Here is a 14,288-nt window from a genome sequence, read left to right on the forward strand (position 1 = left end):
CGGAATCAGGTCATCCGCGCGGGGTCGTCTCCTCCCGGATGACCGCGCCGGCGACCCGGAAAGCGGCGTTCGCCGCGGGAACGCCGCAGTACACGCCGGTCTGGAGCAGCACTTCCTTGATCTCGTCCGGGGTGAGCCCGGCGCGCAGCGCGGCGCGGGTGTGGGCCGCGAGGTCGTCCAGGTGGCCGCCCGTCGCGAGCGCGGCGAGGGCCACCGCGGCCCGGGTCCGCCGGTCGAGGCCGTCGCGCGCCCACACCTCGCCCCAGGCGTGGCGGGTGGTGAGCTCGTCGAAGTCGGTGCCGAAGGCGTCGGCGCCGGCCGTCTCCGCGTCCACATGGGCATCGCCGAGGACTTCGCGCCGGATCTTCATCCCGAGCTCGTACGCGTCCGGCGTCACGGGCGGCTCGACGGGGGCGGGGGCCGCTTCCTCGGCCGGAGCCTCCGGCGCGAGCGATGCGTCGGGGGCCATGGGTGCCATCGGCGCGGCCACGGCGGGCGGCGCCGGAATCGCGGTGAGCCCCGTCGTTGAATCGGGCGCAGCCTGCCAGGCCGTCGAGAAGTGGCGTACGAGGAGGTCGGTGACGGCCGCCGGCTGCTCGACCGGGGCCAGGTGGGACGCACCCGGCACCACGGCGAGGCCGGCGCCGGGGATGCCCGCGACCAGCGTGCGCGCGTCCCCGGGCCCGGTCACCCGGTCCTCGGCGCCGACCAGGGCGAGCGTGGGGGCGGTGATACGGCCGAGCTCGGCGCGGATGTCGAAGGCGGCGAGCGCCTCGCAGGCCGCGATGTAGCAGGCGGGGTCGGTGGTGCGGACCATCTGCACGGCCCACTCCACGATCGCGGGCTGGGCGGCGGCGTAGGCGGGGGTGAACCAGCGCTCGGGCGCGGAGCGCGCCATCGGGTCCATGCCGTTGGCGCGGACGATCACACCGCGCTGGCGGAACTCGTCGGCGGTGCCGAACCGGGGAGAGGCCGCGACCAGGGCCAGCGAGGCGACCCGGTGCGGGTGGCGCAGCGCCAGATCGGCGCCGATCGCGCCGCCGATGGAACAGCCGGCGTAGCCGAAGCGCTGGACGCCGAGGCCGTCGAGGGTGGCGATCAGCCGGTCGCCAAGGTCGGCTATGGAGTGGGCCGGCTGGGCGGGGGCGCCACCGTGGCCCGGCAGGTCGAACCGGACGACCCGCCAGCTACCGGCCAGCTCGGGTATCTGGCGGTCCCACATGTGCCATGTGGTACCCAGGGAGGGGCCCAGAACCAGAACTGGAGCGTCTTCTGGCCCGTCAATGCGGTATTGCAGGGTATTCGCAGTCGTCTCACTCACCTGACCACGCTCCCACGTCTCACATTTCTCTCACGACAGGGGTCGGGGCACCGGTCAGACCACTCCAGACATCCGCCGCCGAGCGGAGGTCTTCCACGTCCGGCTTCACGTACCAGCGCTTCGTGGTCCTCACATCGGTGTGCCCCGCCCATCGGGCAAGGAGATGGTCGGAAACCCCGTTGTTCGCCAGGTAGGTGAAGCAACTCGCACGGGCATCGTACAAACGAACCCGTCGCAGCGCGTTGTCAGCCATGACCTTGTACGCCTGCTCACGCAATTGCTTCACGGTGAGCGGCATCCCGAGTTCGTCCACCAGCACGTACCCACTGTCCTCGTACGCCTGCCCCGCCGCCCGCTTTTCAGCAGCCTGGGCCGCCTTGAACCTCCGGAGGGCTTCTCTCACCGGAGCCGGCAGCGGGAGGTCCCGTTCCCCTGCGAGCGACTTCGTGTCCTTCTCGACCACGGTCTTGTTCCCCATCAGCGTGCGCGTATTGGCAACGATCAGGGTGGCTGTGTCCAAGTCCAGATCGACCCAACGCATGCCGCACACCTCCGCCGGGCGCAGGCCCATCAACGACAGGAGGAGCGGGGCGTACAGCCTGTGGTCCCTCACCGTGAGGACGAAAGCATGGACCTCCGCGAGACTCCAGGGCGGTACCTCAGCCTTGGCCTGCCGCTCCGCCTTGCGCACCTTTCGGGGGATCCTGACCTCCTGGGCCACGTTCACCGCGACCAGGCGGCGAGACACTGCCCGGTTGAGGGCTTCCTTCAGCCGCGTGAAGGACATCTCTACCGAGGTCACTCCCAGGCCGGAGCCCGCCTTCGTGGCACGTACGCGGCCCTCCCGAAGCGCCCACAGCATCCATGCTTCGACATCGTCCTCTGTGAGCTCTTGGAGCCGGATGTGCCCAAGCCTGCCCCGGACACGGTCCAGGGTCACGCGGTAGGTGGAGATCGTGGTCTCTTCCAGGTCTTCCGCCTTCTTGGCAAGCCACTGATCGAGCCACTCGTTCACGGTCATCTTGTTGCGCGACACGAGCGCCCCATTGTGGCGACGGACCGCAATACCTGCGTACTCGGCCTGCGCCTCCTTGAGCGTCCCGAGGGTACGGGTCAGCTGCTTGCGCTTCCCGGTGGCCGGGTCAGTCCCGACGTCAACCACAAACCGGTACCGGACGTGGCCCTTCGCGTTCGGCGGCAGCTTCTTGATCGGTTGAGACAGGGGCACTCACTCTCCTTGAGGGCGTAGAAACTCCACGTTGGCGGCGCCATCGCTGCCTTTCAGCGAAGGGACACCGCAGTCATCAGGGCAGCAGACAACAGCGCCCTCCTCGCGCGGTTTGCAGCGCTGTCTGCTTCGTCCGCCACGGCTCCACTGCCAAGCACAACCGAATGCGAACACCCTCAATACTCGGGACGATCCCCGGTTTCGCTAACCGGGGATCGTCTGCTATGTATCGCCCTGCACGACGAGACCTTGCCCGTCGCAGTCATAGCGGCCTCCTTCAGGAGGCCGCCTGGCAGAACTGCAGAACAGGGAAGACGCAGCGCGCGTCGAACACAAGTAATCCATCGCTGGTGACCCGATCGAGGACACAGGCCACAACGCATATTGAAGTACCAACGACGCGGGTATCGCACCGCGTCACCAGCCCGGAATCCAACGCTCAGCCTCACCCACTCATGTATTTCACGGCGAGCGCGCTGTTACGCACGCAAGGCAGTAAGAGACGACGCATTCCCGCCGGGTCTTGTCCAATTCGGCCCGAGTCCGCAGGGTCCGGTGGGCGGGGGCACGGTCTTCAGGCCGCAGGAAGCACAGTTCCTCGCGCCGCAAAGCCGCGTCATAGGCGAGGGCGACCATGACGCAGTAACGTCTTCTCAACGAAGGGGAGTGTCATCCCTGAAAGGGCGAGGCCGGTCAAGCCTGAGTCTTGTACAGGTTTTCCTGCTGAGCTGCTGGTCGTGAGCGTACTTGAGTAGGGGAACGGGTGTCCCCGTCCCTGGGGTGTGCTGTGGTCCCGCGGTGGCGGGGATGTAGGTGTGTGCTCTTCACCAGGTGTGATGCTGAGGTGGCGGCGCTCCGGCTGCCTGTCATCCCTCCGCCGCGCCCGAGGCGTACGAATTCCGGTGCGGCATGGTGTAGTTCGGCACACGGCCGACGGGATCAATCATGAATCCGGCCACGCCGCAGTGCGGGGGCCATACACTCCAGCGATCTCGCGTCGACCGCGGCTCCGGATGCTGCTCACACCGGGTCCCGGCGGACCAGGCAGCGACCACGGCTCGCTCCACCGCAATGTGGAGCGTACTCTCTATTTCATGGCCCGACCACCTCGCTACGACGAGACCCAGCTGCTGGACACCGCCGTGCGGATCGCGGCCGACGCGGGCCCGGCGGCGGTGACGATGTCGGCGATCGCCCGCGCCAGCGGCGTGCCTAACGGCTCCATCTACCACCGGTTCCCGCAGCGGCTCGCCCTGCTGGCCGAGTTGTGGCTGCGGACCGTCGAACACTTCCAAACCGGATACTTCGCCGCGCTGCAATCCGACGGGGATCCGCTGCGGGCCGGGGCCGCCGCGGCCCGACACGTCGTCGCCTGGAGTCGGCAGAACCCACGGGAGGCCGCGGTGCTCTTGCACGGGCCGCAATCCTTCGGCCGCGACGAATGGCCGGAGGAGTACGCACGGCGCGCCGACGACGGCAACAAGCGGGTGCTGGAGGCGGTGGCAGAACTCGCCGAGCGCGGGGGGGCCACCGCCGAGCTCGAAGTCGACCGGGTCATGCTGGCAGTCATCGAACTGCCGCTGGCAGTGGTCCGACGATATCTGCGCGCGGGTCGGCCGCTGCCCCCGCACGCCGAAGAACTCGCCGAGCGCTGCGCAGTGGACCTGCTGGCCTAGAAGATCACTGAAAACCTTGCCTGGTCAGTGGTAGTTTTCGAGGTGGGTGCACCCTGGCTTCAGGCGGTGGCGGCGTTGATCGTCCAGCTGTTTGCGGTGCGGGTGAGCCCGAGGTCGATCAGTCGGCGGAGGTTGAGAGCGGCGGCCCGGTGGTGGAGCCAAAGCTCGTTCTTGATGACGCCCCGGTAGCGGAGTCTGCGGTTGCCGTGTGCGACCAGCCAGGCGATGGCGCGCTCGACCGGGGGCCGCCAGCGGCGGTACCCGGCCCGCCAGACGGGATGGGTGGCAGCCTGGCGGGCGGCCGCCAGTTCGGCGTAGCGGGGGTGGATGTTGAGGAGCCGTTTGGTCTTGGAAGTGGTGCAGCGTTCCCGCAGCGGGCAGGTGGGGCAGCCCTTCTTGAACTGGGCGGTGCAGACGCCGCCTGGTTGTAGCCGGCCGAGGTTGACGGTGTGTCCGGCCGGGCAGGTGGCCGTGCCGGCGGCGGGGTCGATGTGGAAGTCGTCGATGGTGAAGCCGTCGGTGATGGCCTGGCGTTTCGCGGCGGGTTTGATGACCGCGGTGTGGCCCTGCCCGGCCAGCAGGACACGGAGGTCGCCGGTGCCGTAGGCGGCGTCGCCCAGAACCGTCAGCCCGGTCTCCTCGGCGGCCAGTAACTCCTGTGCGACCGTGGCCTCATGGTTGTCCGCGCCGTATCCGCAGGTCAGGGTGACAGCTGTGAACAGGCCCGCCTCCGGCTCGAAGGAGACGTGCCCTTTGAAGCCGTCCTGGTGGTGGGTGCGGTTCTTGTGGATGTGCCGGGATTCAGGGTCGACGGTGGAGATGATCCGATCGTGGGCGGTGCGGCGGGCGATCCGCCACCGTCCGTCGCTGCCGTCGGAATCGTCGGCGGGCTCGATGTCTTGACCCGCGACCAGCGCCAGGATGCCGACCGCTGTCCGCGTACAAGGATCGTGGCTGTGGCAAGATTTTCGTAGCCGAAGATCAGCCCGGGATGGGTGAGTTGGGTTCGGGGTAGCGGCGTCGGAGGTGTGCGATCTGCACGACTCGTTGCCGCAGTAGTGGGACTCCGGCCTGGCCTCCCATGATCCGTTTCTGGAGCTTCAGTCCGTGATGCGGCCTTCGTTCATTCCGGAGCTGAACGGCATGGTGATCCCTTGCACGACCGCTGCCTCGTCCTCGCGGATGGCCTTGACCATCCCAGCCAGGACCGGGAGACCGGCCGTGGTGAGGTGGTCGAGCCAGCCCAGCAGCAAGGCGGCGTCCTGGGCGTCGAGCATGTCGGCGAACTCGCGGACCAGGTCGTCGGCGCGCCGCAGTTCCGGGCAGTGTTCCAGCAGACGGGCCAGCCGCTGACCGGTCTCCAGAGTGTGCCAGTCCGGGTTGGTGGCGATCCAGCGGGCCACTTCCCGTGAGGAGGGCGGCCGTTCGTGTACCTCCTCCAGCGGCAGGTCACGGCGCAGGGGCTGGACGGCCATCTTCACCCGCTGGTAGTGCCCGCGATAGCCCTTGGCGACGATCTCCTGGTGCAGTATGAGGGCGTTGTGCTCGCCCTCCTCCCACCGCTGGCGCAGGTAGCCGAGGTAGGGGTCGAGAGGGTGGGCCTGCGCGGGGAGCGGCGACGGACACATTCCTGCCAGGTGGTGGCCCGCGCGTACTTGCGCACGGTGCGCCGGTTCAGCCCCAGCTCACGCGCTGCGGAGTGGTGGCTGCGGCCGGTGTCGGTCACCCCGTGCACCGTCTCGAACAACCGCTTCGCGTGCCGCCGGGCGGGTGTCTCAGCCGCATCAGGATCCTCAACTGCCTCGGGGCGAGGTGCGGCCGGTTCGGGCTCGGGGACGGCGGCGGGTAAGCAAGCGCGATGAGCTGCCGCGACCTCCTGCACGCGTCGGGACAGCCCCTGCCACAAGTGAAATCGGTCGCTGACCTGCAACGCTTCCGGTGCGCCGTCGGTGATTCCCTGCCGGTAGGCGAGCGAGCCGTCCCGGCACACCACCTCAACGCCGGGATGTTCCCGCAGCCACTGGCCGAGCGTCTCGGCGTCACGGCCCTCCCACAAAGTCAGTGTCAGCCGCGTCTCACCGTCCACCAGCAGCGTGCCGTACGTGTGGGCGTACAGTGCGAAGTCGTCCACGCCCAGGACCCGGGGCGTGGACGGTGGGCGGGAGCGGCACTCTCATCAGCTGGAATAGCACGCTGGTGCGCGAGAGCGTCACGTTCAGGATGCGCAGCAGCCGGGCGCCGCCCCGGCCGGCAAGGAGGATGCCGACGATCTCCACCAGGTGCTGCAGCAGCGGGGTGCGACGTTGATAACGAACCGTCAGGCGGTCGATCTGCTCGGCGAAGGTGGCCTTCGGGCAGGACGGATTCTCGCAGTACATACGGCGGACACTCAGGTCGATGCGCACCGGACGACCGCCGAGCGCAGCATCGGCGAGGTGGCGTAGGTAGCGGCTGTGGCACCAATCGCTCACAGTGCCGCAGCCCGTACACCGCACAGGAACGCCGTCGCGGGTACGGGCTTCGACGATCACCACAGGACCGGTCGCGTCGACAGAGACGACCACGACAGCCGTCAAGTGCGGAAGCAGCTCGAACAGTTCACTTGTACACGAAAAGAGGATTCCCCCGGTCTGCGTACCGGGCTGATCTTCGGCTACGAAAATCTTGCCACAGCCACTCAGACGAGTACGGGGACAACCGCGTTCGCGGCCTGCTCGCCCAGGGGCTGCTCGGGCAGCTGCCCGAGCACCTTGAAGGCATCGGTGACCAGCGCGTCGACCAGAGCGGCGCGGGCCGCCTCGTCGTTCCAGGCGATCTTCGGCTTGCCCGGAGTGGTGTAGTCGTGGGCGGTGCAGTACTTGGCGACGACCTCACGCGCGCCGGGGACCTCGCGGGCCACGGCCCGGATGGCAGAGACCAGCTGGGTGACGGTGTCCTGGGTGGCCACCGCATCCTCGAAGACCGTCGAGTCCAGCGCCCGCCGGCGCTTCCCCTTAAGTACACCGGTGGCCGCCACGACCTCCCTGACCTTGCCGAACAGCCGGTCCGGGGCTGGCGAACGCTGCAGGCGGCGCCGGAAGTAGGTCAGCAGCAACGGATCGAAAGCCGTATCGAGCAGACCCAGCCCGCACGCGGCCTTCCACCGCAGGTCACAGCGCAGTTCCAGGACCGTCTCGAAGCCCGACAGCCCGTGCAGGCTCTGCAGCACCACGGCAGCGGCCAGCACCTGCGGCGGCATGGACGGCCGCCCGTTGGACGAGGGATACATATCGGCGAACATCCCCGGCGGGAACAGCACTTCACGGTGCTCGGCCAGGAACGCGAAGACGCTGCCCGGCGGGATCAACTCCCGGCAGGTCTCCCACACATCGGGTCCGACCGGCTCCCCGGCCCACTCGCCCTGCATACCCACCAGACTGGCCCCGGCCGGGGCATCCGGGGCAACGCGGTCCTCACGGTGGCGCAGGCCGCCCAGTCCTGACGCCAAGCTCGGCCGAATCCCCGTCGAACGATTCGCCCAGCTGAGACGATCATCACGAAGGAGCAGGGAATGAGCACCATCTTGGACCCCAAGGCAGTCGTCGTCCGCTACGTCGAGGCCGTCCGCGACCGCGACGCGCAGGTCGTCATCGACAGCTTCGCCGAGGACGCCACCTGGCTGTACCCGGGCAGCCTGCCGATCTCCCGGTTGCGGGAAGGCCGCGAGGCCATCGTCAACGACTTCCTCGGCAGCATGGGCCGCCACCTGGACCCCACCGCGCCGGTCGTCATCGAACTCATCAACGCCTTCGCGGACGGCGAACAGGTGCTCGCGGAGTGGATCTCGAAGGCCACCGCTGCCAACGGCGCGGTTTATGACAACAAGTGCGCCGGAGTCTTCACCGTTCGGGACGGGAAGATCACCTCGGTGACGGAGTACGCCGACACCCACCACGTCGCAGCGACCCTGTTCGCCCAGGACTGACCAGGCAGGACAGGGGCTCGGCCGGGCCGGAACCGCGTCGGCGGCATCGGCTTCTCTGCCTCGCCATCCGGCAGGGTCCTCACAGCCGGTTGGCCCAGCTCTGAAATAGAGAGTATTCTCCATTTCAAGTGGAGAGATTTCTCTAATATCCGGGGAGGGCTGCACCATGGCAGTGCTGAACGTCCACGAGCGCTGGATTCCGGCGACACCCGAGCAGGTCGGTGCCTTGATCGATGCCTTGGCCGGCGACGACGACCCGCTGTGGCCGTATCCGGCCTGGCCGAGGATGAGGTTCGACCAAGGGCTGCGCGTCGGTTCGCGGGGCGGTCACGGCCCCATCGGCTACACCGTCGCGGCATACGTGCCCGGTCAATGGGTGAGGTTCCGCTTCAGTGCCCCGCGCGGCTTCGAGGGGTTCCACGAGTTCACCGTCGAGTCCGACGAACCGGGCAGCACCGTGCTCCGCCACGTCATCGCGATGCGATTGCACGGAACCGCCCGGTTCGCCTGGCCGCTGGTCTTCCGCTGGTTGCACGACACTCTGATCGAGGATTGCCTGAACCGGGCGCTTCACGCCTTCCGGCCGGACGACGGCGATCACCGCAAGATGACGGCACATGTCCGGATGCTGCGTCGCCTGACCTCGCAGACGGCCGCCCGGGCGAAGCCGCCGGTGGTGGAGCCGGAATCTCGTCCGGCCCCGGCGGCGGGTGCCATGACGGCGCCGGCGGCACCCGCGCCGTGACCGGACCGCGCTTCGACGTGACCGAGTGGCGGAGCGTGCGGAGCGCGGCCACAGCGGGTCCACCCTCACGAGAACCCCGATGAGCAGCACCATGCATGTCGATCGGAGTGCATCCATGCGCCTGCCGAACACGGCCCACGAGACACAGCCCTGGCTGATCCACCAGATCGCTCCCGACTTCCGGTTGGAGGATGTCTGGGCCCTGCCGACCCCCGGCGGCCCGGACGGCTTCACGGCTCTGGTGTCGGTGCTTCAGGACGGCGACTTCCAGCAGGACGCCCCGCCGGTCGCGCGCATGCTGTGGCAGCTGCGCTGGAAGCTCGGCGCCGCTTTGGGCCTGGACCGGGACCGGGGCGGACTCGACACCCGGGTGCGGTCCCTGCGCCACCGCCTGCCTCCGACGCTGCCTGAAGCGGCCGCCATCCACCCCGGCGACGGTCGGTCGCCGTTCACCTTCCTCTACCAGTCGGGCAATGAACGTGCCGCAGAGATCGCCAACCGGACCATGCACGGAGTGGTGCACCTGGGCTGGGTCCCCGACGAGCAGGGCGGCTGGCGCGGCCAGATGGCCGTCCTGGTGAAACCGAACGGCCGTCTCGGGACCGCCTACATGGCCGCCATCAGGCCTTTCAGGCACCAGGTCGTCTGCCCCGCCCTCATGCGCTCCTGGGAGCGCCGCTGGCAGCGCCAGTGGGAGCGCGACACCCGCCCGGCGCCGACCGGACAGCACGACGCCCCGGCGGCCGTTCAGCCTTGCCCAAGGAGGTCTCAAACATGGTGGTCCACCCATCCGACTCTCCATCTCGCCGCAGGGGTGATGCGATATGAGAATGCCCATCGAGGCCCACACCTCGCGTCCCTGGCTCATCCACGAGATCGCACCGGATTTCCGGATCGAGGACGTCTGGTCGTTCCGCACTCCCGGCGCCGGACCGGACGACTTCCCCGTGATGCTGGCCGCGCTGGAGGCCAGCAACCGGCCCGGGAAGACGACCTGGCCGACCCGGTTCCTGTTCGCGGTGCGCTGGAAACTCGGCGCGGTGTTCGGCTGGGACAAGCCGCAGGCCGGCCTGGACGCCGCCGTGACGTCCCTGCGGGATCGCCTTCCGGAGGACCTGCGCCGCTGCCCTGGACACAAGGATCCGAACATCCCGTTCACGCCGGTGTACCAGACCCATGACGAGTGCGTGGAGGAGATGGCCAACACCACCGCCCACATCGTGTGCCACCTGGGCTGGGTCGCGACCGACGACGGCGGCTACGAACTCCGGATGGCCGCCCTGACCAAACCCGGCGGCCGGCTCGGCCGGTTCTATCTGGCCTTCATCAAACCCTTCCGCTACCTGGTCATCTACCCAGCCCTGACCCGGCGCTGGGAGAGAGCCTGGCTCGACCGCGACCTGGACAAGAAGGTGCACCATGACCGCGAAAGCTGACTCAGGGCCGTCCCGGAACCGGCAGCTGATCACCTGGGCCGGATGGCTCCTGGTGACATTCGGAACAGCGCACACAGTGCTCGCGCTGACCATCGAGCACGCCGCGAGCCACGCCGGCGACTGGTTCAGCGGGAAGCTGTGGGGCTCCGACCTGGCCGCGATGAGCCCGGCCGGAAGCGCATATTGGCTGACCTACAACAGCTTTGGCCCGCCGATCGTCATCATCGGCTTGACAATCATGTGGCTGAACCGCCGCGGCATCGCCCCGCCGCCGTTCATCGCCTGGGCCCTGCTGACCTGGACGGTTGGCGGCACGGCGCTCGCCGGGTTCGCACCCCCGCTCGACTTGGCCGCGGAGATCCTCCTGCTCGTCGCCGCCCACCGTGCCAAGCAGGCGCCCCGGACGGACCCGGTCCACCACGCTACCGGACCACAAGGATCCTGATGGTAGAAGCATGACAAAGGAATTGAATTCACACCCCATGAAGCCTTCGGCAGGACCCGATGCGGACTTCGTGACGGAGCAGGCCCCTCCGATCAGTCGCCTGCGCGTCATCGCCTGCTACGGCACCATCGCGGCAACGTTCCCCAACCTCGCCCTCAAACTCGCCTGGGCCGCCGGCAGTCACATCGACGTCAAGGGCGACGCGATGGAGAACCCGACGATGGTCGGGGCGAATCTCGCGACACTGGGCATGGACGCCGCCGCCGCGACGCTGGCGCTCGCGCTCATCAGGCCCTGGGGCCGCCGGATCCCGGCCTGGCTGCTGGTGTTCCCACTGTGGGTCGCCACCGGATTCATCGGGCCGATCCTCATCGGCGCCCCACTGTCCGGCCTGGTGGCGGCGATGACCGGGACCGCGGGCGGCGAGCCGCGGCACGACCCGGCAGACGACATCGCCGGCTGGGTGTTCGGGATCGTCTACACCGGCTTCATTCTGCAGGGGATCGGCCTCGCGATCGGGTTCTTCCTCTACGCGCGCTCCCGCTGGGCCCCGGCATTCCGGCTGCAGCTTTGGGATCTGCCCACGGGCCCGACGTTCGCCGTGCAGAAGATCACGATCACCGGCGTCGCGGCCTTCAGCCTGCTCCCCGCCGGGATCCACCTGTACTGGGCGGCCGGCGGCACGAGACTGCGGCCGGACCTGGACCAGACATGGCAGGTACGGCTGGTCATGGAAGACGTGTTCGCGCTGCTGCCACTGACCGGGACCGTCGCCATGCTGATCCTGGCCGGCAGCCGAGACGCACGGCCGGCGCGCACGACGCTCGCCGCAGCCTGGCTGGGCACCGGCGCGCTCTTCTCATGGGGCTTCTGGTGGATGGTCTGCGCCTCCTTGAAGGTGCCGTTGTCGGAGGGCAAGGACATGCGCGGCCTGGGCCTGGTCGGCGGGATGATGACGCTGGCCGGAGCGGTGCTGGCGTCGGGGCTGGCGCAAACCGTGGCCACGGCGCTCGCGAAACGTGCACAGACTTCGAGGACTGAGATGGCTACCGCCGAGTCGTCGTAGCAGGGCGCCTCCGTCGGGCCGCACGCCCCTTCGTAGGGCGTGCGGCCTTGCGGCGTCGGTCGCATGCGAGCGCTGTCGCCGCCGTTCGTCACGCCGTCTTGGTGGCCCACATGATGACGTTGGTGCCGAAGAACGTCTTACGCCACCCGATGTCCTCGAAACCGAGCCCGTGCAGCACCTCGGCGATGCGCTGCGGCGACATGAAGTCCCGCGTGCTGGATTCGAGATAGGCATAGGACGTGCGGTCGCGCGCCACGACCTGTCCCAGCAGCGGAACGATGACACGCATTCCCCACTGCACGACCGGCTTCACCGGGCCGCTCGGGGGGCACGTTTCGAGGATCACGAGGCGGCCGCCGGATTTGAGGACCCGGCGCTGTTCGCTGAGCGCTCGGTCCAAGTCCTCGACGTTCCTGAGGAGGTAGCCCTCGGTGATCCCGTCGAAGGACTCGTCTTCGAAGGGCAGACAGGCCGCGTCGGCATGCTGCCAGCGCACCGCGGCGGCCCCGGGTTTGGCTTTCGCCCGGCGCAGCATCTCCTCCGAGAAGTCAAGGCCGGTCACCGTGGCGGCGGGGTACCTGCGAGCGGCCTCCAGAGCGATCGCGCCCGTCCCAGTCGCCAGATCCAACAGCTTCCCGCCTCCGGACGGCGCGACGAGAACGGCCACCTCCCGGCACCATTTCTCATGACGGCCGAGCGTCATGACGAAGTTCATCCGGTCGTAGTACCCGGCGATCTTCTGGAAGATCCCATGCACTTCGGAGTCCTTGCCGCGACGCGTGTGGGAACTCATCACCTGTTCTGCCTTTCTCTGCTGGAACGGCTTCTGCCGGATCGTCCGGGAAAGGCGACACGACTCCCGACGGCTTCGGGCTGAGCCGTTGACTTCGAACGCTCAGTGGTCACTGCTGTCGGGATCCCGGGTCGGATGCATGAGTTGGGAATCCATGCGGTCGACATGATCCGAGAACATCCACCTCGATAGCTTGGCCCGGATCTTCAGCGACCGATTCCTGGGCCGTGGCGCGCCGTTCTCATCGGTGTCCGGCTGGAGTTCCAGCGGCTTCTGCACCTCATGCGCGGTCAGCCGGTACCGTTCGCCTGCGGATAGCGGCTCATGGACCTCAGTGAACTTGCCTCCCACCGAGACCTTGATGATGCCGGTCTCACGACCGTGGAGGACCTTTTCCTGGTCGCGATGTTGCAGGCCGAGGGCGATGCGCTTGGTGCGCCAGAACGCGATGACCGGGCCGACGAAGGCCAGGACACGCAGCGTCCAGCTCAGGGTCTCCACTGAGAGGTGGAAGCGGGTCGCGATCAGGTCGTTGCCGCCGGCGAGCCACAGGACGCCGTAGAAGGTGACGCCGGCCACGCCGATCGCGGTGCGGGCCGGGCGGCTGCGTGGACGGTCCAGCAGGTGGTGCTCCCGCTCGTCGCCTGTGACCCACTGCTCGAAGAACGGCCACAGTGCCAGGCCGGTGAACAGGATGCCAGGCACAATCACCGCTGGGATCAGGAAGTTGAGGGACAGCGTGTGACCCCAGAGAGAGATCTCTCTCTGGGCGCTGCCGCTGAACGTGTGCTGGAACTGCTCGAGCAGGACATGGCCGCCGCCCACGGCCTGATCACCGGCCCGATCGGCCGCGAGGGCCTGATCGGGCTGCTGGCGATGTCGGTGGAGATCTCGGCGAAGCAGCACCGCAACCGGTACCTGGCGGTGTACGAACTCTCATTGGAAGCCACCCGCCGCCCCGCCCTGCAGCAGACCTTCGACGCCATGAAGAGCTCGGCGGTCGACTTCACCCGCGAGCAGCACCAAGCCCTCGGGCTGACCACATCGCGGGGCTGACGTGGAAACCCTGATCACCCTGTTCGGCGGTGCACTGTTCAATCTGATCACCGGCCAGGCCGGCGAAGTCGACGGTGCTACGTGCACCGCACTGGCCCGCACCATGGTCGCCGGCATCGCATCATGACCCGGCGGGGCGCGCGGACCGACGGACTCCCACCAAGAGCAGAACGGATGCGGCTGTCGCCAGCGGCGCGGGGGACGGCTCCACGCTGACCGTACAGACGACAGTCCACGGGAGCACCACCCAGGGGAGGAAGACCGGCGGCGTTATGCCGCGTCGATCCATCCACGTCACCAAGAGGCCGATGACGAACAGCGGCAGACCGAAGCCGGCCGGGCTGCCCCAGAAGGCATTGGCCGCGCGGGTGTCCTCCCACCAGTGGCCCCAAAGCCGCAAGAACAGCCAATCCCCGAAGTAAGTCCGGCTGAGCAGCAGTCCGACGAGAAGGTGTACGGCGCCGATGAACGCCAGAAGCCGGCCGGCCCATTTGATCATGCGAGTAAACGCTCCTGTCGCAGGGTTCATCGTTGGTTGTGGAGTTTCGGATGGGCGAT

17 protein-coding genes and 3 pseudogenes are annotated in these 14,288 nt (G+C 68.2%); 10 read left to right on the forward strand and 10 right to left on the reverse strand.

Features of this window, described 5'->3' with window-relative positions; genetic code table 11:
- Window positions 1–10 precede the first annotated feature (10 nt).
- Together pcaDC and ACSHXC_RS07650 are read right to left on the reverse strand one after the other, a co-directional pair.
- Entirely contained in the window at window positions 11–1,321 is a 1,311-nt protein-coding gene (pcaDC, locus tag ACSHXC_RS07645; RefSeq protein ID WP_438290842.1) for a bifunctional 3-oxoadipate enol-lactonase/4-carboxymuconolactone decarboxylase PcaDC, read from the reverse strand.
- Window positions 1,322–1,340: 19 nt separating this feature from the next.
- Window positions 1,341–2,549, reverse strand: a complete 1,209-nt coding sequence (locus ACSHXC_RS07650) for a tyrosine-type recombinase/integrase (protein WP_438290843.1) — start codon at window positions 2,547–2,549, stop codon at window positions 1,341–1,343.
- A 1,094-nt stretch (window positions 2,550–3,643) separates the two neighbouring features.
- Here ACSHXC_RS07650 and ACSHXC_RS07655 point away from each other — a divergent pair.
- Entirely contained in the window at window positions 3,644–4,225 is a 582-nt protein-coding gene (locus tag ACSHXC_RS07655; protein ID WP_184351227.1) for a TetR/AcrR family transcriptional regulator, read from the forward strand.
- Between the two features lie 59 nt (window positions 4,226–4,284).
- On the opposite strand, the gene ACSHXC_RS07660 is transcribed toward ACSHXC_RS07655, so the two are convergent.
- Window positions 4,285–5,016 (reverse strand): transposase, encoded by a 732-nt coding sequence (locus ACSHXC_RS07660; RefSeq protein ID WP_438296476.1) that lies wholly within the window; start codon window positions 5,014–5,016, stop codon window positions 4,285–4,287.
- Between ACSHXC_RS07660 and ACSHXC_RS07665 the strand changes: the two genes are divergently transcribed.
- Window positions 4,900–5,199 (forward strand): hypothetical protein, encoded by a 300-nt coding sequence (locus tag ACSHXC_RS07665; RefSeq protein WP_438290844.1) that lies wholly within the window; start codon window positions 4,900–4,902, stop codon window positions 5,197–5,199. The genes ACSHXC_RS07660 and ACSHXC_RS07665 overlap by 117 nt on opposite strands.
- Before the next feature lie 126 nt (window positions 5,200–5,325).
- Here the strand turns inward: ACSHXC_RS07665 and ACSHXC_RS07670 are convergent, their stop codons facing one another.
- The 4 genes and pseudogenes from ACSHXC_RS07670 to ACSHXC_RS07685 all read right to left on the reverse strand — a co-directional run.
- Window positions 5,326–5,853, reverse strand: a complete 528-nt coding sequence (locus ACSHXC_RS07670) for a hypothetical protein (RefSeq protein ID WP_438297104.1) — start codon at window positions 5,851–5,853, stop codon at window positions 5,326–5,328.
- 284 nt (window positions 5,854–6,137) lie between these two features.
- Window positions 6,138–6,356 (reverse strand): annotated as a pseudogene (locus ACSHXC_RS07675) (transposase); the annotation flags it as partial.
- Window positions 6,301–6,801, reverse strand: coding sequence for a transposase family protein (locus ACSHXC_RS07680; protein WP_438290845.1), 501 nt, complete (start codon window positions 6,799–6,801; stop codon window positions 6,301–6,303). The pseudogene ACSHXC_RS07675 and the gene ACSHXC_RS07680, both read right to left, overlap by 56 nt.
- A gap of 119 nt (window positions 6,802–6,920) precedes the next feature.
- Window positions 6,921–7,631 (reverse strand): annotated as a pseudogene (locus ACSHXC_RS07685) (transposase); the annotation flags it as partial.
- Window positions 7,632–7,775: 144 nt separating this feature from the next.
- Between ACSHXC_RS07685 and ACSHXC_RS07690 the strand changes: the two are divergent.
- The 6 genes and pseudogenes from ACSHXC_RS07690 (at window position 7,776) to ACSHXC_RS07715 (ending at window position 11,881) form a co-directional block, all read left to right on the forward strand.
- A complete protein-coding gene (locus ACSHXC_RS07690; RefSeq protein ID WP_438290846.1) occupies window positions 7,776–8,189 on the forward strand; it encodes a nuclear transport factor 2 family protein in 414 nt (137 codons plus the stop codon).
- Between the two features lie 166 nt (window positions 8,190–8,355).
- Complete coding sequence (locus ACSHXC_RS07695) at window positions 8,356–8,934, forward strand: SRPBCC family protein (protein WP_438290847.1); 579 nt, start codon at window positions 8,356–8,358, stop codon at window positions 8,932–8,934.
- Window positions 8,935–9,049: 115 nt separating this feature from the next.
- A pseudogene (locus ACSHXC_RS07700) lies at window positions 9,050–9,568 on the forward strand (DUF2867 domain-containing protein); the annotation flags it as partial.
- 190 nt (window positions 9,569–9,758) lie between these two features.
- Window positions 9,759–10,370, forward strand: coding sequence for a DUF2867 domain-containing protein (locus ACSHXC_RS07705; protein ID WP_184351231.1), 612 nt, complete (start codon window positions 9,759–9,761; stop codon window positions 10,368–10,370).
- Window positions 10,354–10,815 (forward strand): DUF6463 family protein, encoded by a 462-nt coding sequence (locus ACSHXC_RS07710; RefSeq protein WP_438290848.1) that lies wholly within the window; start codon window positions 10,354–10,356, stop codon window positions 10,813–10,815. The genes ACSHXC_RS07705 and ACSHXC_RS07710 overlap by 17 nt, the downstream gene beginning before the upstream one ends.
- A 70-nt stretch (window positions 10,816–10,885) precedes the next feature.
- Window positions 10,886–11,881 (forward strand): hypothetical protein, encoded by a 996-nt coding sequence (locus ACSHXC_RS07715; RefSeq protein ID WP_438290849.1) that lies wholly within the window; start codon window positions 10,886–10,888, stop codon window positions 11,879–11,881.
- An 88-nt stretch (window positions 11,882–11,969) separates the two neighbouring features.
- Here ACSHXC_RS07715 and ACSHXC_RS07720 read toward each other — a convergent pair whose 3' ends face one another.
- Window positions 11,970–12,674 carry a ubiquinone/menaquinone biosynthesis methyltransferase gene (locus ACSHXC_RS07720; RefSeq protein ID WP_438290850.1) on the reverse strand — a complete coding sequence of 235 codons (705 nt, stop codon included), beginning with the start codon at window positions 12,672–12,674 and terminating at the stop codon, window positions 11,970–11,972.
- 102 nt (window positions 12,675–12,776) lie between these two features.
- The gene (locus tag ACSHXC_RS07725; RefSeq protein ID WP_438290851.1) at window positions 12,777–13,499 is read right to left on the reverse strand and encodes a hypothetical protein; all 723 of its coding nucleotides are present in this window, start codon (window positions 13,497–13,499) and stop codon (window positions 12,777–12,779) included.
- Here ACSHXC_RS07725 and ACSHXC_RS07730 point away from each other — a divergent pair.
- On the forward strand, window positions 13,485–13,730 hold the full coding sequence (locus ACSHXC_RS07730; RefSeq protein ID WP_438290852.1) for a hypothetical protein: 246 nt from the start codon (window positions 13,485–13,487) through the stop codon (window positions 13,728–13,730). The two genes, ACSHXC_RS07725 and ACSHXC_RS07730, sit on opposite strands and share 15 nt — an antisense overlap.
- 1 nt (window position 13,731) lies before the next feature.
- Window positions 13,732–13,857 (forward strand): hypothetical protein, encoded by a 126-nt coding sequence (locus ACSHXC_RS07735; RefSeq protein WP_336417093.1) that lies wholly within the window; start codon window positions 13,732–13,734, stop codon window positions 13,855–13,857.
- Here the strand turns inward: ACSHXC_RS07735 and ACSHXC_RS07740 are convergent.
- A complete protein-coding gene (locus ACSHXC_RS07740) occupies window positions 13,852–14,229 on the reverse strand; it encodes a DUF6463 family protein (RefSeq protein ID WP_336417094.1) in 378 nt (125 codons plus the stop codon). The genes ACSHXC_RS07735 and ACSHXC_RS07740 overlap by 6 nt on opposite strands.
- Between the last annotated feature and the right edge of the window lie 59 nt (window positions 14,230–14,288).

Origin of the sequence: Streptomyces sp. HUAS TT7 (genome assembly GCF_051550175.1) — a bacterium.
Taxonomy (GTDB): Bacteria; Actinomycetota; Actinomycetes; order Streptomycetales; family Streptomycetaceae; genus Streptomyces.

What these genes read in the sequence shown, in the direction of transcription:
- ACSHXC_RS07655 (WP_184351227.1), top strand. Translation starts at nt 3,644, where the DNA reads ATGGCCCGACCACCTCGCTACGACGAGACCCAGCTGCTGGACACCGCC.
- ACSHXC_RS07665 (WP_438290844.1), top strand. Translation starts at nt 4,900, where the DNA reads ATGGTTGTCCGCGCCGTATCCGCAGGTCAGGGTGACAGCTGTGAACAG.
- ACSHXC_RS07670 (WP_438297104.1), bottom strand. Translation starts at nt 5,853, where the DNA reads ATGTGTCCGTCGCCGCTCCCCGCGCAGGCCCACCCTCTCGACCCCTAC.
- ACSHXC_RS07690 (WP_438290846.1), top strand. Translation starts at nt 7,776, where the DNA reads ATGAGCACCATCTTGGACCCCAAGGCAGTCGTCGTCCGCTACGTCGAG.
- ACSHXC_RS07695 (WP_438290847.1), top strand. Translation starts at nt 8,356, where the DNA reads ATGGCAGTGCTGAACGTCCACGAGCGCTGGATTCCGGCGACACCCGAG.
- ACSHXC_RS07705 (WP_184351231.1), top strand. Translation starts at nt 9,759, where the DNA reads ATGAGAATGCCCATCGAGGCCCACACCTCGCGTCCCTGGCTCATCCAC.
- ACSHXC_RS07710 (WP_438290848.1), top strand. Translation starts at nt 10,354, where the DNA reads ATGACCGCGAAAGCTGACTCAGGGCCGTCCCGGAACCGGCAGCTGATC.
- ACSHXC_RS07720 (WP_438290850.1), bottom strand. Translation starts at nt 12,674, where the DNA reads ATGAGTTCCCACACGCGTCGCGGCAAGGACTCCGAAGTGCATGGGATC.
- ACSHXC_RS07730 (WP_438290852.1), top strand. Translation starts at nt 13,485, where the DNA reads ATGGCCGCCGCCCACGGCCTGATCACCGGCCCGATCGGCCGCGAGGGC.
- ACSHXC_RS07740 (WP_336417094.1), bottom strand. Translation starts at nt 14,229, where the DNA reads ATGATCAAATGGGCCGGCCGGCTTCTGGCGTTCATCGGCGCCGTACAC.